The organism is Streptomyces sp. NPDC002144, assembly GCF_053593695.1.
Map to the genome: position 1 here is coordinate 184,577 of NZ_JBSFDB010000018.1, position 19,741 is coordinate 204,317.

Annotated in this window: 21 protein-coding genes, 1 pseudogene and 1 riboswitch; of the genes and pseudogenes, 9 read left to right on the forward strand and 13 right to left on the reverse strand. The window is 71.8% G+C overall.

Annotated features, from left to right (window positions below; translation table 11 throughout):
- Positions 1-20: 20 nt before the first annotated feature.
- A complete protein-coding gene (locus ACWCQ1_RS26655) occupies positions 21-845 on the forward strand; it encodes an SAM-dependent methyltransferase (protein ID WP_133043721.1) in 825 nt (274 codons plus the stop codon).
- Positions 846-959: 114 nt separating this feature from the next.
- Positions 960-2,336 carry a S1 family peptidase gene (locus tag ACWCQ1_RS26660; RefSeq protein WP_358608870.1) on the forward strand — a complete coding sequence of 459 codons (1,377 nt, stop codon included), beginning with the start codon at positions 960-962 and terminating at the stop codon, positions 2,334-2,336.
- 4 nt (positions 2,337-2,340) lie between these two features.
- On the opposite strand, the gene ACWCQ1_RS26665 is transcribed toward ACWCQ1_RS26660, so the two are convergent.
- The 3 genes from ACWCQ1_RS26665 to ACWCQ1_RS26675 all read right to left on the reverse strand — a co-directional run bounded on the left by ACWCQ1_RS26665 (position 2,341) and on the right by ACWCQ1_RS26675 (position 4,663).
- Positions 2,341-3,162, reverse strand: a complete 822-nt coding sequence (locus ACWCQ1_RS26665; RefSeq protein WP_358608873.1) for an EamA family transporter — start codon at positions 3,160-3,162, stop codon at positions 2,341-2,343.
- Positions 3,163-3,217: 55 nt separating this feature from the next.
- On the reverse strand, positions 3,218-3,403 hold the full coding sequence (locus tag ACWCQ1_RS26670) for a hypothetical protein (protein WP_133043718.1): 186 nt from the start codon (positions 3,401-3,403) through the stop codon (positions 3,218-3,220).
- A gap of 81 nt (positions 3,404-3,484) precedes the next feature.
- Entirely contained in the window at positions 3,485-4,663 is a 1,179-nt protein-coding gene (locus tag ACWCQ1_RS26675; RefSeq protein WP_451027543.1) for an ROK family transcriptional regulator, read from the reverse strand.
- A gap of 163 nt (positions 4,664-4,826) precedes the next feature.
- On the opposite strand from ACWCQ1_RS26675, the gene ACWCQ1_RS26680 reads away from it, so the two are divergent.
- On the forward strand, positions 4,827-6,026 hold the full coding sequence (locus ACWCQ1_RS26680; protein WP_358608879.1) for a Gfo/Idh/MocA family protein: 1,200 nt from the start codon (positions 4,827-4,829) through the stop codon (positions 6,024-6,026).
- A gap of 25 nt (positions 6,027-6,051) precedes the next feature.
- Here the strand turns inward: ACWCQ1_RS26680 and ACWCQ1_RS26685 are convergent, their stop codons facing one another.
- Both ACWCQ1_RS26685 and ACWCQ1_RS26690 read right to left on the reverse strand, forming a co-directional pair.
- The gene (locus ACWCQ1_RS26685; RefSeq protein ID WP_133043715.1) at positions 6,052-6,750 is read right to left on the reverse strand and encodes a L,D-transpeptidase family protein; all 699 of its coding nucleotides are present in this window, start codon (positions 6,748-6,750) and stop codon (positions 6,052-6,054) included.
- 266 nt (positions 6,751-7,016) lie between these two features.
- Positions 7,017-7,814 carry an SDR family NAD(P)-dependent oxidoreductase gene (locus ACWCQ1_RS26690; protein WP_358608882.1) on the reverse strand — a complete coding sequence of 266 codons (798 nt, stop codon included), beginning with the start codon at positions 7,812-7,814 and terminating at the stop codon, positions 7,017-7,019.
- A gap of 49 nt (positions 7,815-7,863) precedes the next feature.
- Between ACWCQ1_RS26690 and ACWCQ1_RS26695 the strand changes: the two genes are divergently transcribed.
- Positions 7,864-8,400 (forward strand): hypothetical protein, encoded by a 537-nt coding sequence (locus tag ACWCQ1_RS26695; RefSeq protein ID WP_133043713.1) that lies wholly within the window; start codon positions 7,864-7,866, stop codon positions 8,398-8,400.
- 2 nt (positions 8,401-8,402) lie between these two features.
- On the opposite strand, the gene ACWCQ1_RS26700 is transcribed toward ACWCQ1_RS26695, so the two are convergent.
- The 4 genes from ACWCQ1_RS26700 to ACWCQ1_RS26715 all read right to left on the reverse strand — a co-directional run bounded on the left by ACWCQ1_RS26700 (position 8,403) and on the right by ACWCQ1_RS26715 (position 12,476).
- Entirely contained in the window at positions 8,403-9,317 is a 915-nt protein-coding gene (locus ACWCQ1_RS26700) for an SDR family oxidoreductase (RefSeq protein ID WP_358608888.1), read from the reverse strand.
- A gap of 97 nt (positions 9,318-9,414) precedes the next feature.
- Complete coding sequence (locus tag ACWCQ1_RS26705) at positions 9,415-10,614, reverse strand: serine hydrolase domain-containing protein (protein ID WP_451027544.1); 1,200 nt, start codon at positions 10,612-10,614, stop codon at positions 9,415-9,417.
- 144 nt (positions 10,615-10,758) lie between these two features.
- Positions 10,759-11,388 (reverse strand): MBL fold metallo-hydrolase, encoded by a 630-nt coding sequence (locus tag ACWCQ1_RS26710; RefSeq protein ID WP_358608893.1) that lies wholly within the window; start codon positions 11,386-11,388, stop codon positions 10,759-10,761.
- Positions 11,388-12,476, reverse strand: a complete 1,089-nt coding sequence (locus ACWCQ1_RS26715) for an S-(hydroxymethyl)mycothiol dehydrogenase (protein WP_133043709.1) — start codon at positions 12,474-12,476, stop codon at positions 11,388-11,390. The genes ACWCQ1_RS26710 and ACWCQ1_RS26715 overlap by 1 nt, the downstream gene beginning before the upstream one ends.
- A gap of 210 nt (positions 12,477-12,686) precedes the next feature.
- On the opposite strand from ACWCQ1_RS26715, the gene ACWCQ1_RS26720 reads away from it, so the two are divergent.
- Positions 12,687-14,441, forward strand: coding sequence for an ABC transporter ATP-binding protein (locus ACWCQ1_RS26720; protein WP_451027545.1), 1,755 nt, complete (start codon positions 12,687-12,689; stop codon positions 14,439-14,441).
- 58 nt (positions 14,442-14,499) lie between these two features.
- Here ACWCQ1_RS26720 and ACWCQ1_RS26725 read toward each other — a convergent pair whose 3' ends face one another.
- A complete protein-coding gene (locus tag ACWCQ1_RS26725; RefSeq protein ID WP_133043707.1) occupies positions 14,500-14,793 on the reverse strand; it encodes a hypothetical protein in 294 nt (97 codons plus the stop codon).
- Positions 14,794-14,941: 148 nt separating this feature from the next.
- On the opposite strand from ACWCQ1_RS26725, the gene ACWCQ1_RS26730 reads away from it, so the two are divergent.
- Positions 14,942-15,307, forward strand: coding sequence for a nuclear transport factor 2 family protein (locus tag ACWCQ1_RS26730; protein WP_133043706.1), 366 nt, complete (start codon positions 14,942-14,944; stop codon positions 15,305-15,307).
- Positions 15,308-15,331: 24 nt separating this feature from the next.
- On the opposite strand, the gene ACWCQ1_RS26735 is transcribed toward ACWCQ1_RS26730, so the two are convergent.
- A complete protein-coding gene (locus ACWCQ1_RS26735) occupies positions 15,332-15,865 on the reverse strand; it encodes a MarR family winged helix-turn-helix transcriptional regulator (RefSeq protein WP_451027546.1) in 534 nt (177 codons plus the stop codon).
- A gap of 61 nt (positions 15,866-15,926) precedes the next feature.
- Between ACWCQ1_RS26735 and ACWCQ1_RS26740 the strand changes: the two genes are divergently transcribed.
- Together ACWCQ1_RS26740 and ACWCQ1_RS26745 are read left to right on the forward strand one after the other, a co-directional pair.
- Positions 15,927-16,784, forward strand: a complete 858-nt coding sequence (locus ACWCQ1_RS26740) for a hypothetical protein (RefSeq protein ID WP_451027547.1) — start codon at positions 15,927-15,929, stop codon at positions 16,782-16,784.
- Between the two features lie 236 nt (positions 16,785-17,020).
- Positions 17,021-17,104, forward strand: a riboswitch (ZMP/ZTP riboswitch).
- Between the two features lie 41 nt (positions 17,105-17,145).
- On the forward strand, positions 17,146-17,997 hold the full coding sequence (locus tag ACWCQ1_RS26745) for a bifunctional 5,10-methylenetetrahydrofolate dehydrogenase/5,10-methenyltetrahydrofolate cyclohydrolase (protein WP_451027551.1): 852 nt from the start codon (positions 17,146-17,148) through the stop codon (positions 17,995-17,997).
- On the opposite strand, the gene ACWCQ1_RS26750 is transcribed toward ACWCQ1_RS26745, so the two are convergent.
- Positions 17,954-18,946: a CU044_5270 family protein gene (locus ACWCQ1_RS26750; RefSeq protein ID WP_451027548.1), complete on the reverse strand. Its 993-nt coding sequence runs from the start codon at positions 18,944-18,946 to the stop codon at positions 17,954-17,956. The genes ACWCQ1_RS26745 and ACWCQ1_RS26750 overlap by 44 nt on opposite strands.
- On the reverse strand, positions 18,939-19,484 hold the full coding sequence (locus tag ACWCQ1_RS26755; RefSeq protein ID WP_451027549.1) for an RNA polymerase sigma factor: 546 nt from the start codon (positions 19,482-19,484) through the stop codon (positions 18,939-18,941). The genes ACWCQ1_RS26750 and ACWCQ1_RS26755 overlap by 8 nt, the downstream gene beginning before the upstream one ends.
- A 63-nt stretch (positions 19,485-19,547) precedes the next feature.
- Between ACWCQ1_RS26755 and ACWCQ1_RS26760 the strand changes: the two are divergent.
- Positions 19,548-19,741: pseudogene (locus ACWCQ1_RS26760) on the forward strand (cytochrome ubiquinol oxidase subunit I); the annotation flags it as partial.

Here is a 19,741-nt window from a genome sequence, read left to right on the forward strand (position 1 = left end):
GCCCTCCAGGAGCTGAGCACGTGACGGACAACCCGGCAGCCACCGAAGATCCCGCCGAGGCGCTGCGCAGACGCATCGACACCCTGCGTCCGCACACGGCACGGATCTGGAACTACTGGCTCGGCGGCGGCGACTACTACGAGGTCGACCGGGTGGCCGGCGACCGCATCCGTGAACTGCACCCCTCCATCGACGAGTACGCCCGCGCCGACCGGCTCTTCCTGGGCCGCGCCGTGCGTCACCTGGTCGCAAACGCGGGCATCCGCCAGTTCCTCGACATCGGCACGGGGCTGCCGACCGCCGACAACACCCACGAGGTCGCCCAGCGGCTGGCCCCGGAGTCCCGGGTCGTGTACGTCGACAACGATCCGCTCGTCCTGGCGCACGCCCGCGCCCTGCTCACCAGCGCGCCGGAGGGCCGTACCGACCATCTGGACGAGGACCTGCGCAATGTCGAGGCGGTCCTGGAGCGCGCCGCCGCCACCCTGGACCTGTCCCGGCCGGTCGCGCTGATGCTGCTCGGGGTGGTCATCTTCGTCGGCGACGACGAGGACCCGTACGGCATCGTGCGGCGGTTCATGGAGGCCCTGCCCGCGGGCAGCCACCTGGTGCTGTCGCACACGATCACGACTCCGGCGCTGCCCGAGGTGGACGAGGCGGTGCGGTTCTGGAACGAGCACGGCACGCCGGCCCTGACGCAGCGCACTCCCGAGGCGGTGGCGCGGTTCTTCGACGGCCTGGAGCTGCTGGAACCGGGCGTGGTGTCGTGTTCGCGCTGGCGTCCGGAGGAGGGGGACGAGCCCGTTGAGGTGGCGATGTACGGCGGGGTGGCGCGCAAGCCGTAGAGGATCACCGGCGCGCTGAACGCGGTCGGCTCCCGGAACGTATGGAGAGAGGGTGCTCAACGACCGGAGGGCCCCGCGGTGTTGGCACCGCGCGTACTGGTTCGGGAGCCATGCATGAGGCACGCACGACGACGGATGGTCCGGCGAGTGACACGACTGGCGGCCGTCGGCGGACTCCTCCTGGGGGGAGCCATGGTGACGCAGGCCGCCATGGCGAGCGAGTCTCCCGGCACCTCCGCCCTTCCGTTCAGCGCCAAGGGGGACACGCCCGGCACGGGTGCCTCGCTGGTGGCGCAGCTGGGTACCGCCCGTACGGCGGGGACGTGGGTCGGCGCGGACGGGCGCACGGTGGTCGCGGTGACCGACAAGAAGGCGGCGTCCGAGGTCGAGCGGGCGGGCGCCGAGGCGAAGATGGTCGGCCACAGCATGAACGAGCTCAAGGCGGCCACGGCGACGCTGCGTTCGGCGCCCCGGGTGGCGGGCACGGCCTGGGCGATGGACTACCGGACGAACCAGGTGGTGGTGCAGGCCGACAGCACCGTCTCGGCCTCCGACTGGTCGGACATGACCAAGGTGGCGTCCGGCATCGGCAGTTTCGTGCGGATGGAGCGCACCAAGGGCACGTTCACGACCCGGCTCAACGGGGCGGTGCCGATCCTGTCGACCGGCGGGCGCTGCTCGGCGGGGTTCAACGTGACCAACGGGCAGACCGACTTCATCCTCACCGCCGGGCACTGCGGGCCGACCGGTTCCGTCTGGTTCGCCAACAGCCAGGGCAACCAGCAGCTCGGCACCACCGTGCAGCAGAACTTCCCGGGCAGCGACTTCTCCCTCGTGCAGTACGCGAGCGGTACGGCCGGACAGGGCGCGGACATCGTGGCCATCGGCAACGGCAACGGGGTGCGGATCACCGGCGTGAGCGATCCGGTGGTCGGGGAGCGCGTGTTCCGCAGCGGCAGCACCAGCGGTCTGCACGACGGCGAGGTCAAGGGCCTTGACGCGACGGTGAACTACCCCGAGGGCACGGTCACCGGGCTCATCGAGACGAACGTGTGCGCCGAACCCGGCGACAGTGGCGGCCCGCTGTTCTCCGAGGGCATCGCGCTGGGCATCACCTCGGGCGGCAGCGGCGACTGCACCTCGGGCGGTACGACGTTCTTCCAGCCGGTGACGAAGGCGATGCAGGCGCTCAACGTGCAGCTGATCGTCTCCAAGCAGGCGGCCGCCCAGCAGGGCGCCTCACCGGCGCCGTCCGCGTCGGCCACGCACAGCGCGATCGCGCCCACCACCACGTCCCCGGGTTCCACCACCCCGGCGACGGGCACCTCGACGGGCACGACCCTGCTGGCCCGGCTGAGCGACCCGCGGAACATCGGCCCCGGGATGCTGGTCATCGGCGGCAGCCTGATCGCGCTGGTGGCCACGCGGTGGATCCGGGCGGAGCAGGACCGCAAGGACTACCGGCGCGCCTACTCCGCGAGCTGGGGCTGACAGGTCAGCCGAGGGTGAGCAGGACGGTGGCGGCCGCCGCGCCGAGCAGTCCGGCGGTCTGCCGCGCGGTGATGCGCTCGTGCAGCAGCGCCAGACCGAGGATCACCGGGATGGCCGGATAGAGCGAGGCGAGCACGACGGCGACGGCCAGCAACTGCCGCTGGGCGGCGAGCAGATAGAGGATCAGACCGAGCGCGGCCCCGGCCCCGACGAGGAGCGCCTGGGCGGCGATCCGGGGCGGAAGTCGCAGGGGTCCGTGCCGCAGGGCGGTCGGCAGCAGCAGGAGCACGGCGGCGACCCGGCCGGCGACGACCGGCCACAGCCCGGCGGACGCACCTGCCAGGCCGAGGGCGACGTACTGCACGGCGACGCCCGCGCTGGCGAGCAGCCCGTCGCCGGCGCCGTGGGCCGCGCCGGCCCGGCCGCCGGAGACGAACCAGAGCGCGGGCACCGCCACGGCGATGCCCACCCAGGCCGAAGGGCCGGGCCGGTCGCCGAGGAGGAGGACGCCGCACAGGACGGACAGGGCGACCCCGGTCACCGCGCTCAGGGGGACGACGACGGTCATGGCCCCGCGGCTCAGGCCGCGGTTGAGGAAGTGCATGGCGGTGCCGCTGCCCAGGCCGGACAGAGCACCCCACAGCAGGTCTGCGGGGTGGACGGCGTCGGCGGGAACGAGGAGTGCGGCGACACAGGCGAGCGCGAGACCGCCGACCTGGCCGAGGAAGGTGACGGCCGTGAAGGAGGCCCGGCGGGAGAGGATCCCGCCGCTGAAGTCGACGACGCCGTAACAGACGGCCGAGGCCAGTGCGAGGAGGGGACCCATTCGATCAGGGGTGCCCCGGACCGACGCGCCGATGCGCGGCGGGCGTCAGACGAAGCTAGGCCGCCCGCGCGGGCTGGGGAGCCGCGGCGGCCCACTCCAGGACGAGCCGCTGGTACTCCTCGCGCTGCTCGACGCTCAGTGTCCCGCCCGACCGACGCCACAGGGCCCGGATCTCCTCGTTGACCTCGTCCGCCGAACGCTCGGAGACGGTTTCAACAGTGGTGGACATGGTGTGAAGCATACGGCGCCGGAGGTGAAGGCGCCGTGAGTAATCAGGCGGGAAACGGGCATATCCGACCGTGTTACTGATCACGTCCATCTGTCAAGATCCACCGGCCGGTTCGGACTCCGCCGCTCCCAGCACCAGCACCTGGATCGCCAACACGGCGGCACCGCGGGCCCAGTCGTGAAAGTCGGACACCTTCGTCTCCAGGGCGACCGGGGCGGCCATCGGGTGCCGGAGCGTCCTGATCGTCTCCCCCACCGTGTTCCCCGCCACATCCATCAGCCCGACCCCCTCTCCGGCGAGCAGGATCTTCTGCGGCATCACGAAGTTGGAGATCTGCGCGACCAGGGTGCCGAGGGCGCGCGCCGCCTCGTCGATGACGCGGGCGGGCATGGGGTCCCCGGCGGCGGCCCGGCCGAGGATCTCCTCGTAGGTCCAGTCCCGGCCGGTGGCGGCCCGGACCTGGTAGCGGATGCTCGGGATGGCGAGCAGGGAGACGGCGCTGCCGCGCTCCCCCTCCGGGGTGAGCGGGCCATGGGGGTCGACGATCCAGTGGCGGCCGAAGCCGCGGTCCTCCTCGGCGTTCGGCACCCGTCTGCCGCCCAGCACCAGCCCGTAGCCGATGCCGGCACCGATGGTCAGGACGACGAAGCGGTCCAGGCCCCGCCCGGCGCCGAACCAGGTCTCGGCCTCCACGAGGGCGGCGACGTCGTTCTCGACGACGACGGGCAGCCCCGTGCGTTCCCCGACGAGTCCGGCGAGCGGCACGCCCCGCCAGCCCAGGAAGGGGGACTCGGCGACCACGGCCCGGTCCTCGACCCGTCCGCCCACGCCGATGCCGATGCCCGCCGGGCACGGGTGCGCGGCGGTGAACCCGCCGGCCATCTCCGCGAGCACGTCGGCGACTTCGGCGGGGTCATGGGTGGTGAGCGGGCGGTCGTGACGGGCGACGATGTCGCTCCGGAGGGTGGTGACGACGCCGTAGACCATGTCCTCGGTGATCTTGAAGCCGATGAAGGACCAGGACTCGGCGACGACGTCGAGCGGTTGGGAGGGCCGCCCCTGGCGCACTTCCGCCGGGGCGCCGGCCTCGGGCACCTCGACCAGCAGGCCGGACTCGATCAGCGGCTTGGTGAGCCGGGTGAGGCTGCCCGCGGAGAGGTCGAGCCGCCGGGCGAGCTCGGTGCGCGACAGGGGGCCGTTGACGAGCACCTCGATCGCCACCGAGCGCTCGCCGGGGGTCAGCGGAAGCCAGCTGGCCGCAACTGTGGTCATGGAGGTCAGACTCCCACATGATTTTTTTCGTCACGGAATCAACGTGCTCACCCTAAGGTGCCACCGCTCCCGAGGAAAACATACTCACCGGACTCTTGACGCCAGGATTCTTTCGCGACAAAAGTAAGTGGTCGATCCTCTCCCAGTGAAGGGCACGCCTTTCATGACGTTCTCCCTCGGCGTCGTCGGCGCCGGCCAGTTCTCCGGTCAGTTCGCGACGCTGTTCCAGGCCCACCCCGGTGTCGGCGACGTGTACGTCACCGACCTGCTGCCCGAACGAGCCGGACAGCTCGTCGCCGCGCAGGGACTGGCGGGCACCTTCCCCAGCTACGAGGCGATGCTCGAGTCGCCGGCGGTCGACGCGGTCGCGATCTTCACCCAGCGGTGGACGCACGGCCCGCTGGTCCTGCAGGGCCTGAACGCCGGCAAGCACGTGTACTCGGCGGTCCCCATGGCGATCACCACGGAGGAGATCGCCGCGATCATCGACGCGGTCAGGACGACCGGACTGACGTACATGATGGGCGAGACCAGCCAGTACAACCCGGCGACGGTGCACGCCCGCAACCAGATCGCGGAGGGCGCCTTCGGGCGGCTCTTCTACGCCGAGGGCGACTACGTCCACGACATGGACCTCGGCTTCTACGACGCCTACCAGTACAGCGGCGGCGAGAACTGGAAGGCCACCGCCAGCTATCCCCCGCTGCTGTACCCGACGCACGCGGTCGGCGGGGTGCTGGGCGCCTGGCAGACGCACGCGGTGAGCGTGTCGGCGATCGGTGTCCGCGACGACCGCGGCGACGGCGTCTTCGACCGCTCCGTCAGCCAGTTCGACAACGACGTCTCCAACGCCACCGCGCTGTTCGAGGTCGCGGGAGGCGGATCGTTCCGTACGAACGAGTTCCGTCGCGTCGGCTACCCCTCGCACATCCGCGAGTCCCGGTTCCGCTTCTTCGGCACCGAGGCGAGCATGGAGCAGCTCGCCACGGTGGCCCTGTGGCAGGACAAGAAGGGCGTGAAGGACATCAGCGAACTGCTGGAGCCCAAGCCCACCATGTCCCCCGACGACCCGTCGCTCCAGCACATCGCGCCGGAGCTGCGGGCGGCCTTCACCTCCGGTTCGGCACCGGTGCACGACCGGGCGCGGCTGCCGCGGGCGTTCGACAACCTGCACAACGGGCACGAGGGCAGCCACCACTTCCTCGTCGACGACTTCGTGACCGCCGTCAACACGCGGTCCCTGCCGTCGGTCAACGCATGGGTGGCCGCCCGCTACACCCTGCCGGGCATCATCGCGCACGAGTCGGCGCGGCAGGGCGGGGTACGGCTGGAGATCCCGGACTTCGGGGACGCCCCGCAGTAGGCGGGACGCCGGGCCGGGTGCCCGCTCAGGTGCCCGGCTTGCGCCCGTACACGAAGACGTCGTCGCCGGTCTTCAGCAGGGACCAGTACTTCTTGGCGGTGGTCGTGGTCATGTTGACGCAGCCGTGCGAGCCCGGCGGGTTCCACATGCTGAGGTTGACCGAGTGGAAGGCCTGGCCGCCGTCGAAGAACTGGCTGTAGGGCATCGGCACGTTGTAGATGTTCGAGACGTGGTTCTTGTCACGCCAGTAGATCTTCTTCAGACCGGTGCGGGTGACGTACCCCTTGCGGCCGGTGCGGACCGGGACCGGGCCGTAGACGAGCCTGCTGCCGTCCTGGATCCAGCTGAGCTGGAGCGTGAGGTTCACGCAGGCTATGCGCCCCTTGTTCGTCGGGCACTTGCCTTCCTTGTTGGGGTTGTTCCCCACGGCCTTCTGCTTGTTCATGAGGTCCATCACGCCCCAGGTGACGGAACCCGCGTACCCGATGTTCGGGGTGATGCCGTGCTTGGTCTGGAAGGCCTTGATGGCCTGGCAGTCGGCGGCGGACTGCTTTCCGTCGACCGGCCGGCCGAGGAACTTCTCCACCTGCTTCTGATAGGGCCCGGCCTGCGTGGTGCAGCTCGTGGCCGCCTGGGCGGAACCGGTGCCCAGGGCGAGGGTGAGCGGTGCCACCAGTCCGGTGATCCCGAGTGCGACGGCTCCCCGTCTGCGGATGTCCCCCATGGTCTGCCTTTGCCTTTCGCGCGGAATGGTCGTCCGATCTGCGATCTCTGCCAGCTAGACCGATGTCCGCCGCGATCGGTTGTAAGTCGCCGCACGTTACGACGAAACGGTGACATTCGCAGTGCGCAAGGTCACAGCGGTCGTCCCCTGCCTACCCCGAGGACGCGCACCGCACACTCGCCCGGGGCCCGCCTCGGTCCCCCAACTCCTGCCTGCCGTAGGTGACTTCGCCGACCGCCGCGTCAGGGGTGAGGCGACGGTGAGGGTCAGGTGCTGCTGCGTACCCCCGTCACCGCGTTGAACCCCGTGTGGACCGCGGTCAGGCCGCCGTCGACGGTCAGTTCGGTACCGGTGATCCAGGCCGCGTCGCGGGAGGCGAGGAAGGCGACGGCCGCCGCGATGTCCTCCGGTTCCCCGACCCTGCCGAGCGGGTACAGCGGGCGCAGTGCCTCCAGGTCGTCCTCCCGGCCTTCCCACGCGGACGTGCGCACGGTCCCCGGCACGACCAGGTTGACGCGGACTCCCCGTCCGGCCGCCTGTCCGGCCAGGGTACGGGTGAGGGAGGCGAGGCCGGCCTTGGCGGCGCTGTAGGCCTGGTTGCCGAAGTCCATCCGGCCGTTGACGGAACCGATGCTGACGATCGCGCCGCGACCGGAGGCCGCCAGGTGCGGGAGCGCGGCCCGGCAGCAGCGGTAGGCGCCGGTGAGGGTGATGTCGAGGTCGCGGGCCCACGCCTCGTCCGGGCCGTCCTCGAAGAGCGGGGTGTCAGGGGTGCAGGAGGCCGCGCTGTTGACCAGGACGTCGAGGGAGCCGAAGGCGTCGACGGCGTGCGCGACAGCCGCCTCCACCGCCGCCCGGTCCCCCACGTCGCACGCCAACGCCTCGGTGGCCAGGCCCCGTTCGCGCAGTGCCCCCGCCGTCTTCTCGACCTCGGGCGGGTCCGCGTCGGTGAGCAGGACCCGCGCCCCCTCCTCGGCCAGGCGCCGGGCGACGGCGGCGCCGATGCCGCGGGCCGCGCCCGTGACGAGAACCCCGTACCCCTCGAAGCGCTTCGTGTCAGCCATGGCCCGAACCTACCCCCCGCAAGATCCACGGGACAGATAGCGTGCGTCCATGTCCGCTTTTCTGCAGCAGCTCCCCGCACTGATAGGTGTCGTGATCGGTGCTCTCGGCTCGTATCTGGCGGTGGTGCGGGGTGATCGGGCGCGGTTCCGGCGGGAGCGGGCGGCTCGGTGGGAGGAGCGGCGGTTCGCGGTGTACGCCGACTGGGCCCAGGCGCTGAAGCAGCAGGTGGCGCTGACCTACCGGGTGGCGGCGCACCTCGGCAACGACCCGCACCCGCACCCTTTGACCCCGCAGGAGGCGGAGCCGCTGCTGTCCGAGGTGCAGACCGCCCGCGAGCCGCACGGGGAGGCACTGATCCTGCTGGGCAGCCCGGAGGTCGTGGAGCGGGCCCGGGCATGGATCGTCACCGTGCTGGAGATGGAACGGTTCGTGCGGGACGGCACACGGGACCCGGCGGCCTGGCAGGCCCTGCTGGAGCGCCAGCGCGCCGGCCGCGAGGGCTACTACGAGGCCGTCCGAGAGGACCTCGCGCTGCCCCCGGGCCATTCCGCGCGCTGGCCGCTGCCGGTGATGCCGGGTTCCTGACCTCACCGGTACCCGGTCACGTCCGCCGGTTTCCCCGCGTCCTGCACCTCCACGAGATAGCGCCAGGCGTCCGGCCGGCTGCCGTCGAGGTCCGTGAAGCCGTAGACCTGGGCGAGGCCGCCGCTGGACAGGGAGCGGCCGTTGAAGCGGGCCACCTCCGGGTCGGCGGCGAGGGCGGCGACGGCGCGGCCGACGTAGCGCGGGGTCTCGGAGATCGCGAAGTGCGGGACCTCGGTAAGGGCGTCGCGCCAGTTGTCCTCGCGTACGCCGAACTGGTCGAGCATGATCTCCGAGCGCAGCCACCCCGGTGTCAGCGCGACGGCCGTGGCGCCGCGCGGGCCGAGTTCGTGGCCGAGGGCGAAGGCCATGCGCAGGACGGCGGTCTTGGCGAGGTCGTAGAAGAAGGAGACGCGGTAGGTGTCACGGTTGTACTCGGCGGTGCCGTCGGTGACCTCCACGGCCAGGCCGCCGGGCCGGCGCAGCAGCAGGGGCAGGGCGTGGTGGCTGGTGACGGCGTGCGTCTCGACGGCGAGCCGCAGCAGCCTGAGGCCCTTGTCCAGGTCGTGCTCCCAGACCGGACGGTCCCACTCGAAGAGACTCTCACCGCCCCAGATGTCGTTGACGAGGACGTCCAGGCGGCCCTGCTCGTCGGCGATGCGGTCGACCAGGGCGCGGACCTGGTCCGGTTCGAGGTGGTCGGTGGGTACGGCGATGCCCCGGCCGCCGGCTCGGGTGACGAGGTCGGCGGTGTCCTCGATGGTCTCGGGACGGTCGTACTCGGAGCGCCGTGCGCGGGTGCTGCGTCCGGTGACGTAAACGGTGGCGCCCGCCGCGCCGAGTTCCACCGCGATCCCGCGGCCCGCCCCCCGCGTCGCCCCGGCGACGAGCGCCACCTTGCCGTTCAGCGCTGCGGACATGTCCGGCCTCCCGTTGGCCTCGGTTGTCGGTCACTGCCGAGGGTGCCGTGGAAACCGGACATCTTCTGTCGCCTTTTTGCCGCCGGTGCGCGCCGGTTCAGCGCGGTGCGACCGCGCCGTCGTACACGTGGTCCGGGGTGACGATCGCCGTGACGGCCCGCGCGAGGAGGGTGGAGGGCTCCTGGCCCTGGACGGTCGAGTCCGTGTTGATCATGATGACCAGGGTGGCCCGCTGCGAGGGCAGGTACACGGTCACGGTCTCGTAGCCGGGGATGGAGCCGTTGTGCCCGATCCACCCGTTGGCGTCGAAGAGGCCGAGGCCGTAGCTGAGGCCGGGGAGACCGGTCGGCAGCATCCTGAGCCGCTGCGCCTGGGTACGGGGGCTGAGCAGTCTCCCGGTGGCGACGACCTCCGCCCAGCGGCGCAGATCATGCAGGTCGGAGATCATCGCCCCGGCCGCCCATGCCCAGCTGGGGTTCCAGTCGGTGGCGTCGGCCTCCGCGCCGGTCAGCGTCTGGTCCGTGTAGCCGTGCGGATGCGGCCGGGGGAACTCCGTCCCCCGCGGCAGCAGCGTGTGGTGCAGCCGGGCCGGCCGCAGGATCCTCGCGTCGACGAAGTCCGCGAGCCGCTGGCCGGAGACCTTCTCGACGACCAGCCCGAGCAGGACGAAGTTGGTGTTGGAGTACTGGAACCGCGTGCCCGGCGCGAAGGTGTTCTTGTGCTTGAACGCGTACGCGAGCAGTTGCCGGGGAGTGAAGGAGCGCTCCGGGTCGCTCAGCAGGTCATGCACGAAGTCCGGGTCGGAGCTGTACGGGAACAGGCCGCTGCGCATCTCGGCGAGGTGGCGCAGCGTGATCCGGCCGCCGTCCGGCACGCCGTGGACGTAGCGGGAGACGGGGTCGTCCAGCCGGACGCGATGGTCGTCGACGAGTTTCAGCAGGGCGGTGGCCGTGAAGGTCTTGGTCTCGCTGCCGATCCGCTCGTAGACGTCGGGGGTCATCGGCCTGCCGGTCGCCTTGTCGGCGACGCCGCTCGCCCGCACGTAGCACCCCTTGCCCGGCATCCACAGTCCCACGACGGCACCGGGGATGCCCGCCTGCCGGCGGACGTCCTCGATCGTCCGGTCCAGCCGTGCGGTCACGCCCGGCCCGAGACCGCCCGGCGGACACTGGTGCCGGCCGGTCGGGTGGGCGGTCCCGGCCGGGACGGCGGTGGCGGGGGCCACGGCCGTCGGGACCAGCAGGGACGCCACGAACAGTGTCGCGGCGAGCAGTCGCCGGCGGGGGGTACGTCGCATGCGGGGGCGCCTCTCCAGTCACGGGCCGGGACGGCAACATCACCATCGGCGGCCGATCGGGAAGGCGCCCTTCCCCGGGCATCGCAGCGAGTCCACTCGTTCGGAGCCACGCACCCGCACACGTACCCGGTGGGGCGAGCACGCTCAGTGGCCGCGGGCGATCCACTCCTCCAGGTGCGGTGCCTCGGCGCCGATCGTGGTCGGATCGCCGTGGCCGGTGAGGACCTTGGTCTGCGGTGGGAGGGTGAGCAGGCGGTCGCGGATGGAGTCGATGATCGTCGGGAAGTGGGAGTAGGAGCGGCCGGTGGCGCCCGGCCCGCCCTGGAAGAGGGTGTCGCCGGTGAAGACCGTGGCCAGGCCGGGGTCGTGGAGGCAGACCGCGCCGGGCGCGTGTCCCGGGGTGTGGATCACCGTGAGGTCGGCGCCGGCCGCTTCGATGACCTGGCCGTCGACGAGATGGGCGTCGGGGTCCCGGTCGGGGTGGGTGAGCTTCCACAGCGGCAGGTCGTCCGGGTGCAGCCAGATGGTGGCACCGGTGCGCTCCGCGAGGGCGGGTGCGGCATTGACGTGGTCGTTGTGGGCGTGGGTGCACACGATCGCCGTCAGCCGGCGGTCGCCCACCGCCTCGGCGATCGCGTCGGCGTTGTGGGCCGCGTCGATGACGACAACCTCGTGGTCGTCCCCGACGAGCCACACGTTGTTGTCCACCTCCCAGGTGCCGCCGTCCAGGGCGAAGGTGCCCGAGGTGACCAGGCGTTCGATGCGGGCGGCCATCACAGCACCACCACCGAGCGCAGCACGTCACCGTGGTGCATCCGCTCGAACGCCTTCTCCACCTCACCGAGTTCGATGGTCTCGGTGACGAACTTCTCCAGCGGCAGGCGGCCCTGCAGGTGCAGGTCGATCAGCAGGGGGAAGTCCCGGCTGGGCAGACAGTCGCCGTACCAGGACGACTTGAGCGCACCGCCACGGCCGAAGACGTCCAGCAGGGGCAGTTCTAGTTTCATCTCCGGGGTGGGCACGCCGACCAGCACCACCGTGCCGGCCAGGTCGCGGGCGTAGAAGGCCTGGTGGTACGTCTCGGGACGGCCGACCGCCTCGATGACGACGTCGGCGCCGAAGCCGCCGGTCAGCTCGCGGATCGCCTCCACCGGATCGCTCTCCCGCGAGTTCACGGTGTGGGTGGCGCCCAGTTCCCGGGCGGTGGCCAGCTTGCGGTCGTCGATGTCCACGGCGATGATCTTCGCCGCGCCCGCCAGCCGGGACCCGGCGATCGCCGCGTCGCCCACCCCGCCGCAGCCGATGACCGCCACGCTGTCCCCGCGCCCGACGTTGCCGGTGTTGATCGCCGCGCCGATCCCGGCCATCACCCCGCAGCCGAGGAGGCCGGCCACCTGCGGGGCCACGCCCGGGTCGACCTTGGTGCACTGTCCGGCGGCCACCAGCGTCTTGTCCGCGAAGGCGCCGATGCCCAGCGCCGGGGACAGTTCCTGACCCGTCGAGGCGAGCGTCATCCTCTGCTTCGCGTTGTGGGTGTTGAAGCAGTACCAGGGCCGCCCGCGCAGACACGCCCGGCACTGACCGCACACGGCACGCCAGTTGAGGATCACGAAGTCCCCGGGCGCCACGTCCGTGACACCCTCGCCCACCGACTCCACCACACCCGCGGCCTCATGACCGAGCAGGAAGGGGAAGTCGTCGCTGATGCCGCCCTGCTTGTAGTGCAGGTCGGTGTGGCACACCCCGCACGCCTGCACCTGGACGACCGCTTCCCCCGGGCCGGGATCGGGCACGACGATCGTCTCCATCCGCACCGGCTCGCCCTTGCCCGGTGCGATCACGCCGCGTACTTCCTGCGCCATGGTGCTGAACCCTTTCATCGGCCGCTTTCGGTCCATTCGACCCTACGCGTGACTGATCAGTAACGACACGACATCGGTCGCCGGAGGAACCACCCACGACCTGCAGCCGCTACGGTCCGCCGCGTACAGCCCGGCGACGGCGGCGGACTGGCCGCGGACGGCGGTCGGCGCCGACGTAGCCTGAATGCTCAACGACCGTCGAGGAGCGCCGTGAGCATCGCAGACACCGGGACCCGTCCGCCCGCCTGGCGGCTCCTCCTCGGCTATGTACGCCCGCACCGCTGCGCCCTGTTGGCCGGCGCGCTGCTGTCGCTGCTCACCGGTGCCGCCGGGCTGTTGCTGCCGCTGGTGGCCAGGCGGTTGATCGACGACCTGTCCCACGACCGGGCGATCACCGGCGCCCTGCTCGCCATGTCGGCCCTGGTGGTCGCCAACGCGGCGCTGGGCGCGCTGGGTTCGTACGTGCTGCGGCGCACGGCGGAGTCGGTGGTGCTCGGGGCGCGGCGCGCGCTGTCGTCGTATCTGCTGCGGCTGCGCATCACGGCGGTCGACCGCAGCGAACCCGGCGACCTGATGGCCCGGATCACCTCCGACACCACCCTGCTGCGCGAGGTCACCACCGACTCCCTGGTGGGCCTCGGCACGGGCGGGCTCACGCTGGTGGCGACCGTGGTCATGATGGGTCTGGTGGACCCGGTGCTGCTCGGGGTAACACTGGCGGTGATCCTGGGCGCGGGCACGGTGCTCGGCGTGATCGTGCCGCGCATCAACAGGGCGAGCCGGCAGGCTCAGGACGCGGTCGGGGTGATGGGTGCCTCGCTGGAACGCATCCTCGGCGCGCTGCGCACGGTGAAGGCGTCCGGCGCGGAGCACCGGGAGGAGCGGACGCTGCACGAGGCCGCCGAGGAATCGTGGCGGCAGAGCGTGCGGGCCGCCAAGTGGTCGGCCGCGGCGGGCAACACGGCCGGTCTGGCGATGCAGATCGCCTTCATCACGGTGCTGGCGGTGGGCGGGGCGCGGGTGGCGACCGGCGCCATCCAGGTCGGCACACTGGTGGCGTTCCTGCTGTACGTCTTCTACCTGATGTCCCCGATCCAGCAGGTGGTCGGCGCGATCACGCAGTACCAGACGGGCGCCGCCGCCCTGGCCCGTATCCAGGAGGCGCTGGCCCTGCCCGCCGAACCCCCGGCCGCAGCCGCGCCGTTGCCCGCGGCCGGCGCCGAGCCGGCCTCGCTCGCCTTCGACGAGGTCCGCTTCCGGTACGCCGACGACCTGCCGTACGTCCATCACGGGGTCACCTTCGAGGTGCCCGCGCGCGGCATGACGGCGTTCGTCGGTCCGTCCGGCGCGGGCAAGACCACGGTGTTCTCGCTCATCGAGCGGTTCTACGACCCGGAGTCCGGGACGATATCGCTCGACGGCCGTGATCTGGCCGAGTGGGAGCTGCCCCGGCTGCGCTCCGCGATCGGCTATGTGGAGCAGGACGCCCCGGTCCTGTCGGGTTCGCTGCGGGACAACCTGCTGCTGGGCAATCCGGAGGCCGACGAGGCGATGCTCACCCGGGTGCTGAAGACGACCCGGCTGGACGGGCTGGTCGCCCGGCTCCCCAAGGGGCTCGACACCCTGGTGGGGCACCGCGGCACCAAGCTCTCGGGCGGTGAGCGGCAGCGGGTCGCCATCGCCCGCGCGCTGCTGCGCCGCCCGCGCCTGCTGCTCCTGGACGAGGCGACCTCGCAACTGGACGCGGTGAACGAGGCGGCCCTGCGCGACACCGTCACGGACGTCGCCCGGACGACCACGGTCCTCGTCGTCGCCCACCGGCTGTCCACGGTGACGACGGCCGACCGGATCGTCGTCATGGACGCGGGCCGGGTACGGGCCGTGGGCACCCATCGTGAACTGGTGGCCGCCGACCCGCTCTACGCGGAGCTCGCCGCCACGCAGTTCCTGGCGACGGCGGGCTGACACGCGACGAGGGCCGCCCCGGATCCGGGGCGGCCCTCGTTCCGCGGTACGCGGCCGGCTACTCGATGCCGCCGAGCAGACCGGTCACGGGCGCGGCCATGTCGGTGAGCTGGTGCAGCTGGCCGAGGTCGTTGAGCCGGTTCAGCTGCTGCAGTTGCCCGGACGGCCGCGGAATCTCCGCCCTGTGCGCCGCGGGCAGGTCGCTCACGGTGAGTGAGTCGAGGGTGGCCATCGGTTTGACTGCGCCCGTGCCCGGTGCCGCCGCCCCGGCCGCGGAGGCCAGCGGCGCGGCCAGCCCGGTCAGGCCCGCGGCGAGACCGACGGCGGCGACGATACGTCGTGTTGAGATCATGCTGTGAGCAACGGCACCGCGGCGCCGCCGGACACGGGCGCTCGCCTCCCCTCACCCGCGAGGCGTAGCGTCCGGTTGCGCTTGCCGAGCCCGCCGGGGCGGAGGAGTCTCGAAGGTGAGGCCTTCGCGGCCCTCGAAGGAGGTCACCATGGGCACCGCGGCAAGCAGCAGCTTCAACGCCGACACGCTGAAGAAGGGCGTCGAGGGACACACGGCGGCAGACCTTCTGTCGCTCTACGCGGACGACGCGCAAGTGCGCATCGTGGACCGCAACACCCAGCCCAGCAAACCCCGGGTCCTGCACGGCCGCGACGAGATCGGCGCGCTGTTCGAGGACATCTACAGCCGGGACATGACGCACCGGGTCGACCAGTGCATCGTCCAGGGCGACCACGCCGCCTACAGCCAGTCGTGCGAGTACGCGGACGGGACCCGGGTCCTGGCCGAGTCGATGATCACGCTGCGGGACGGGAAGATCGCCGAGGAAATCCTGATCCAGGCATGGGACGAGTAGGAGCCAGAACCGCGAGGGTCCAGGTCAGCTCCCGGTTGACCTGGACCTTTTCGGCTCGGGCGGCTCTGGGCCGGACTCGGCGGCGACGACCAGCCTCCGCAGCAGGTCGGCCAGTGTCCGCCGTTCTTCCGCGGTCAGTACGGAGAGCAGCGCGACCTCGCCCGCTTCCTCCGACGCGGCATGCTGCTCGAAGGCCGCGTCTCCTGCCTCGGTGAGCCGCACCCGCACCCGCCGGCGGTCGCCCTCCTCGTGGGTACGGCAGATCAGGCCCGCCTCCTCCAGCGGTCCCAGCCGGGCCGACAGCGCGCCCCGGGTCAGCCCCAGCCGGTCGGCGAGCTGTGACGGGCTCGCGGTGTAGGGCGGGCCGAGCCGGCGCAGGGTGAGCAGCACCTTGTACTGCCAGTGGCGCAGCCCGTCGGAGTCGAGCATCTCGCGCCGCGCCTTGGACGCGTGCCGGGACAGGATGGCCAGGCGGACGAAGATCGCCTCCTTCACCGGGTCCATCCAGTCGAGTTCCTTCACCCATTCCTCGACATGCCGGTCCGCCGAGTCCTCCATCGTCTGTCTCCCGCAGTGGTTTTCTTGTGGATGGTTTTCCGCATAACTACCTTCTCCCATCATGACGAACACGACGAGCGCTTTGCGCATATCCGTCACCATCGATGAACTGATCGCCTCCGCCCAGGAGTTGTCCCTCGCCGGCCGCTGGCCCAGAGCCCTTCGACTGCTGGACTCGGCCGTCCCCGACGACCCGGCGGACCGAGCCCGGCTCGCCCGAGCCGCGGCCGAAGTCGCCCTGGAGAGCGACTGGTTCACGGGCAGCGACATCGCCGGTCCCCGCCTCGAGACCGCGGCCGAGGTGCTGCCCGAGGACGACTGGGACCTCGGCTTCGCACGGCTGCGGCACACCTACGGCCGTCTGCTGGTCGTCGACGGCGCTCTGTGCCTCGGCCCCGAGGGAAAGGACCCGGAGGTCCTCGCAGGGCTCAGGCGGCAGGCGCGGGACCTGCGCGACGGCGCGCCCGACGAGGTGCGAGGCGGCTGGGCCTCGATGTACCTGGGACTGATCACCGACAACCTCTTCGCCGACCTCGCCTCCGCGCCCGCCCACTACGCGGCCGCCCTGGCGGCCGGGGAGTCCGGCCCCGATCCGCTGCTGGCCCGGGAGGCACTGCGGCACCTCGGCATGCACGACCACGACGGCGGGAACCACGAGCGCGCCCTCGAACGCTGGCGGCGGGCCACCGCGCTCGGCGCCGGCGCGGGCCTCGTCGCGGGCACGCTGTCCCAGCAGCTGCTGCTGGCCGTGGTGGCGCGCGCCACGGGTGACGAGGCCGGGGCCAGGGCCCTCGCGGCAGAGGTCACCCGCTGGGCCGGCGCCGTCGGTGCCGGACGTCTGCACGCCCAGGCGTCCGGGTTCCTCGACGGTGTCGATCCGACGGCGGCCCCGCCGGTGCGGGAGGAGCCGGTCGGCTAGGGCCTGTTGCGAAAGTCCCGCCGTCCGCCCGGAGGGCGGGCCCTGCGGCGTGATGGGGGTCCCCCCGCGCGAGGTGGTTCGAGCGTGGGGGAGCGTGCTCTCGGCGTGCCGGGTGCACGCCCTCGTACTGGACGTACTTGGGTTTGTGCCCGGTGCGGCGAGTGGGGGTCCCCCCTCTGGGGGAGCGTGCCGGGCGTCGCGGGGCAGGCGGGACTTTCGCAACAGGCCCTAGGCTCATGGCGGGCCGTGACTGGCGCTGAGATGGAGCACCACCGGGGAGCGGCCGCGAACAGTCGATGCCGTGCGCCTGGGCGATCCCTTCACTCCAGCCCAGGAGTGGATCATGTCGCAGGCCCGGCTCATGGCAGGCACCGCGCTCGCGGGACGCATCATCGAGGACACCGCCAAGAAGGCGGCCGACCTCACCGCCCGACAGGGGAACGGCCCCCTGTCTCGCGACCGTTCTGGTCGGCGAGGACCCCGCCACCGTCACCTAGTCCGTATGAAGCAGAACCGCTGCCGCAGGGCCGGCATCGAGTCCCCGCACGTGGCCCTGCCGACCGCCACGACCACCGGGGAACTCGTCGCCGCTCTGCGGGAGTTATCCGCCCTGCACGGCATCCTGCTGCAGCATCCGGTGGGCGAACACATCGACGAGCGGGCCGCGTTCGAGGCGATCGCGCCCGAGAAGGACGTCGACGGCGTCACCTTCGCCTCGTTCGCCACGATGAGCTTCGGCCTGCCGGGGTTCGTCTCCTGCACGCCCGGCGGGATCATGCGACTCCTCGACGAGTACGACGTCGGTCCCGCCGGCAAACGCGCCGTCGTCGTGGGCCGCAGCGCCATCCTCGGCAAGCCGGTCGGCATGCTGCTGCTCGCCCGCGACGCGACGGTGACGTACTGCCACTCGCGCACCACCGGCCTGTCGTCGGTGGTGCGCGAGGCGGACATCGTGGTCGCCGCGGTGGGCCGGCCTCGGCTCGTCCGCGGTGAGGACATCAAGCCCGGCGCCGTCGTGATCGACGCCGGGTACAACCCGGGCAACGTGGGCGACGTCGACTTCGACTCCGCGGTCGAGCGGGCCGGGCTCATCACCCCGGTGCCCGGCGGCCATCGCCACGCTGCTGGAGCAGACCGTCGACGCCGCCGCCCGGCAGCTCGGGGTGTGATCAGCGCATCCAGGCGCTGTACGACATCACGTCGCCGGCCTTGACGCCGTACTTGGGATCGGCCCGGGAGAAGGTGGTCTCCAGGCCCAGTACGGCACCCTCGGACGGGTCCATGATGAGCATCGTGCGGGTGCCGGATCCGTCGTACACGTAGGCCTGTCCGCGCCGCCCGAGCCGGTCGGTGACCTCGCCGACCGGCCGCAGTCCCCGGGTGTCGGCCAGCAGCCGGGCGAGGGTGGCGTTCTCGCGGGCGCCCAGGGTCCAGTGGTCGAGCAGGTCGGCGACGGCGTGGAGGAGTTCCGGGGTCGTCAGGGCGGTGGGGGTGTACTCGGTCTCCTGGAGATAGGCGCGCAGCCCGGCCACGTCGTGCGGTGGCGGCGACTCGGGCGGGGCGTCGCTCCAACTCGGCGGATAGGTCCGCCGGTCGACGACATGGCCGTCCTCGACCAGGCGCGGGTCCCCGCCCTCGTCGCTGAGGACGGGCCGGCCGCGGTGGCGCGGATCGGTCGCCACGACGAGCTCCGTGTGGCTGCCGTCGGCCTTCCAGCGCACGATGCGTTCTTCGGGAAGGGTGATCGGGGGCTTGTCGTCGCTCATGCCCAGGCTCCAGGACTGCACATGGGTGCCCTTGCGCGGCTTGGTTGAGCCGTCGGCGGCGGCCGTCTCGGCGCGGCCGGCCAGTTGATCCAGGGGCATCGGCGTGGAGTCGGCCAGCACCACCAGGGGGCGGGGCGCGGCGACGGCTGGCTGTGTGCCGGGGCCACTGACGACCAGGGTCAGTGTGACGGCGGAGACGACGGCCGCGGTGACGAGTCCCCACGTCAGCCGGGAACGCCGGGTGTCGAGCAGCCGGGGCCGGCGCTGGGCGGGCCGCTCGCTCAGCAGGCCGGCGAGGTGCCGTTCGGCGCGGTGGTCGAGTGGTCCGTCGCCGAAGTGGGCGCCGCCGACGGGAACGGGGTTGGCGCGGCGCAGCAGGTCGAGTTCGTCAGCCATGGTCGTGCTCCTTCGTGGCCGCACCGGTCTTTAGCGGGGGACGCATACGGTCTATCTCGGCTCTCAGCCGGCGTCTGGCCCGGTGCAGCCGCATCGCCGCGGCCCGTCTGCCACAGCCGAGGGCGACGGCCACCTCGTCGATGTCCAGTTCCTCCCACGCCGTCAGGCGCAGCACCTCCTGGTCGGTCTCGGACAGCCTCCCCAGCGCCTCGTGCACCCAGGCGCCGGGCGACTCGGCGTCGGGGCTGTCCACGATGTGCCGCCCGTGTGCGCTCTCGTCGTTGCCCAGCCGGTCCACCAGCCGGCGCCGGCGCCCGTGTCCGCGTACCGCGTTGGCCAGGCAGTTGCGGGCCACCCCGTACAGCCAGGGCAGCGGGGACCCCGGCAGGTCGGCCCGGCGTCGCCAGGCGACCGTGAACACCTCCGCCACCACTTCCTCCACCTCGCCGGCCCGCCCGTCCAGTCGCCGCGCGACATAGCGGCTGACCGCCCAGTAGTGCTCGCGATAGGCAGCGGCGAAGATCTCGTCGTTGCTCATGTCCCGTTCGTGTCCGGCACCCGCCGGATCGTCACACCCGTCTGCGTGATTCTCGTCGCGTCACTGGAGTGTGACCGGCGGGCCGGGCCCGGACACAGGCGGGGCATGAGGCACCTCAGATGGCTTACGACCACCGACCACAAGACGATCGGGACGCTCTACCTCGTCACGTCGTTCGCGTTCTTCCTGATCGGCGGCGTGATGGCGCTGCTGATGCGCGCCGAGCTCGCCCGTCCTGGTCTGCAGATCATGTCGAA

What these genes read in the sequence shown, in the direction of transcription:
- ACWCQ1_RS26750 (WP_451027548.1), bottom strand. Translation starts at nt 18,946, where the DNA reads ATGGCTGACGAACTCGACCTGCTGCGCCGCGCCAACCCCGTTCCCGTC.
- ACWCQ1_RS26695 (WP_133043713.1), top strand. Translation starts at nt 7,864, where the DNA reads ATGTCCGCTTTTCTGCAGCAGCTCCCCGCACTGATAGGTGTCGTGATC.
- ACWCQ1_RS26735 (WP_451027546.1), bottom strand. Translation starts at nt 15,865, where the DNA reads ATGGAGGACTCGGCGGACCGGCATGTCGAGGAATGGGTGAAGGAACTC.
- ACWCQ1_RS26680 (WP_358608879.1), top strand. Translation starts at nt 4,827, where the DNA reads ATGACGTTCTCCCTCGGCGTCGTCGGCGCCGGCCAGTTCTCCGGTCAG.
- ACWCQ1_RS26660 (WP_358608870.1), top strand. Translation starts at nt 960, where the DNA reads ATGAGGCACGCACGACGACGGATGGTCCGGCGAGTGACACGACTGGCG.
- ACWCQ1_RS26675 (WP_451027543.1), bottom strand. Translation starts at nt 4,663, where the DNA reads ATGACCACAGTTGCGGCCAGCTGGCTTCCGCTGACCCCCGGCGAGCGC.
- ACWCQ1_RS26730 (WP_133043706.1), top strand. Translation starts at nt 14,942, where the DNA reads ATGGGCACCGCGGCAAGCAGCAGCTTCAACGCCGACACGCTGAAGAAG.
- ACWCQ1_RS26685 (WP_133043715.1), bottom strand. Translation starts at nt 6,750, where the DNA reads ATGGGGGACATCCGCAGACGGGGAGCCGTCGCACTCGGGATCACCGGA.
- ACWCQ1_RS26745 (WP_451027551.1), top strand. Translation starts at nt 17,146, where the DNA reads ATGGCAGGCACCGCGCTCGCGGGACGCATCATCGAGGACACCGCCAAG.
- ACWCQ1_RS26665 (WP_358608873.1), bottom strand. Translation starts at nt 3,162, where the DNA reads ATGGGTCCCCTCCTCGCACTGGCCTCGGCCGTCTGTTACGGCGTCGTC.
- ACWCQ1_RS26705 (WP_451027544.1), bottom strand. Translation starts at nt 10,614, where the DNA reads ATGCGACGTACCCCCCGCCGGCGACTGCTCGCCGCGACACTGTTCGTG.
- ACWCQ1_RS26710 (WP_358608893.1), bottom strand. Translation starts at nt 11,388, where the DNA reads ATGGCCGCCCGCATCGAACGCCTGGTCACCTCGGGCACCTTCGCCCTG.
- ACWCQ1_RS26690 (WP_358608882.1), bottom strand. Translation starts at nt 7,814, where the DNA reads ATGGCTGACACGAAGCGCTTCGAGGGGTACGGGGTTCTCGTCACGGGC.
- ACWCQ1_RS26725 (WP_133043707.1), bottom strand. Translation starts at nt 14,793, where the DNA reads ATGATCTCAACACGACGTATCGTCGCCGCCGTCGGTCTCGCCGCGGGC.
- ACWCQ1_RS26715 (WP_133043709.1), bottom strand. Translation starts at nt 12,476, where the DNA reads ATGGCGCAGGAAGTACGCGGCGTGATCGCACCGGGCAAGGGCGAGCCG.
- ACWCQ1_RS26755 (WP_451027549.1), bottom strand. Translation starts at nt 19,484, where the DNA reads ATGAGCAACGACGAGATCTTCGCCGCTGCCTATCGCGAGCACTACTGG.
- ACWCQ1_RS26670 (WP_133043718.1), bottom strand. Translation starts at nt 3,403, where the DNA reads ATGCTTCACACCATGTCCACCACTGTTGAAACCGTCTCCGAGCGTTCG.
- ACWCQ1_RS26700 (WP_358608888.1), bottom strand. Translation starts at nt 9,317, where the DNA reads ATGTCCGCAGCGCTGAACGGCAAGGTGGCGCTCGTCGCCGGGGCGACG.
- ACWCQ1_RS26740 (WP_451027547.1), top strand. Translation starts at nt 15,927, where the DNA reads ATGACGAACACGACGAGCGCTTTGCGCATATCCGTCACCATCGATGAA.